We start from the raw sequence: 1,641 nt of genomic DNA on the forward strand, positions 1-1,641 counted from the left end.
GTATTGCCTTATAGAAATTTCCTGACCGCTCCATTATTTTAATGACATTGATTTTTGGAACATGAATAAAAGTTTATCTTTTTCGTTCATGCGGATATTATCAGAATAATCGCCTTTTGTTATTTGATACCCACATGGCTTAACCATAAAAACGCCTAAGCCCTTAGTGTATGAACTTACTTCTGAGGCGTAGTCTTTACTTGTATTTAATGGAACTTTCCCTTTAATATGACACCACTCATTATTGCAACTGATGTCTTCAATCTCAGACATCAGTTTTTGCAAATCTGTAATAGCTTTGGAACTTGCCGCTTGGGGTATCTGCAACTCAAAATAGAGCATCGGTTCGAGAATGTCCACACCTGACTGTTGCAAGGCCAGCCTGAAGACATAAGGGGTCAGCTGTCTGAAATCAGCAGGTGTACTTACCGGGCTATAATACTCGGCTTGAGTAAAAGTTACTTTCAGATCAGTCACTTCCCATCCATGTAAACCAGATTGGCAAGACATACGAATCCCTTCAAAAACGGCATTTTGAAAAGAATGGTTCAGATAACCATAGGAGATGTCACTTTCGATTTGCAACCCTGTCCCTAACGGCAAGGGTTCAAGCGTCAGCCCTATTGTGGCCCAATAAGGGTTGGGTGGCACTTCGATCTGAATAATCTTATTGACCTTTTTTACAGGTCGTTCTTTGTAGATAGTCTTGATCTCATCAAAATGGACCTTTACGGAAAATCGTTCTTCCAGCAATGTCTGTATGATTTCCTTTTGGGTCAAACCATATAACGAGATTTCCAATTCATCACTATATGAGTTTATGGAAAAGGACAAAGACGGGTCTTCAATCCACAATGTATTCAGAGCGGATATCACCTTGCTTCTCTCTTCGGGCTTATTTGGCCGGACGGAGGATTTGAGAGCGGGATGCTGATGAGATAATCCTTGAATCAAACAAGGTTTAGCACCTAAATAATCTCCGATTCGAAAATCTTCTATATCTTCTACAATCGCGATATCATTGGCACCCACTTCATCAACATTTATCTCTCTGCCCTGATAAATAGTCTTTAGATTTTTAATCTTGATGAATTTTTCCGAATCGTTGATTCTTACAACGTCTCGAAGTCTCAGACTTCCGTCAATTATTTTAAGAAAACTTCTTTTATGCCCTTTGGGGTCATGCTCTATCTTATAGAGATAAGCTGAAAGTCTGTTTGAGACTGATGCCGGAGGAAGTATAAAAGAAGAAATGGCGTCCAACAACTCATTGATACCGATATTGAACATTGCTGATCCATGTAGCACCGGATAGACTTTGGCTTTTGCCACAAGAGCGATTATCGTATTCCAATAATCAGCCGGTGAAATTTCGCTATCCGCCAAATATCGTTCTAATATATCGTCGTCATGGTTGCATACAAATTCTTTGTATTCTTCCTTTATATATGTTTGGGAGCAAACCGGATAAACCGATCCATCGACAACAGTTTGCATAAACAGGACATCTTGCGACAGATTTGTTTTTATATCCATATACAAACGCTCCAAATTCACACCGGCACGTCAATCTTATTGATAAATATAATTGTCGGGATTTGCAGCTTTTGTAAAGTACTGAACAGCAACTTTGTTTGCGCT

At 39.4% G+C, this 1,641-nt stretch carries 1 pseudogene; it reads right to left on the reverse strand.

From position 1 onward, the window contains the following. Window positions 1-33: 33 nt before the first annotated feature. Window positions 34-1,641 (reverse strand): annotated as a pseudogene (locus tag DW657_RS17200) (GTP-binding protein); the annotation flags it as partial.

The sequence above is a fragment of the Prevotella sp. AM23-5 genome, from assembly GCF_003473645.1.
GTDB lineage: Bacteria > Bacteroidota > Bacteroidia > Bacteroidales > Bacteroidaceae > Prevotella > Prevotella copri_A.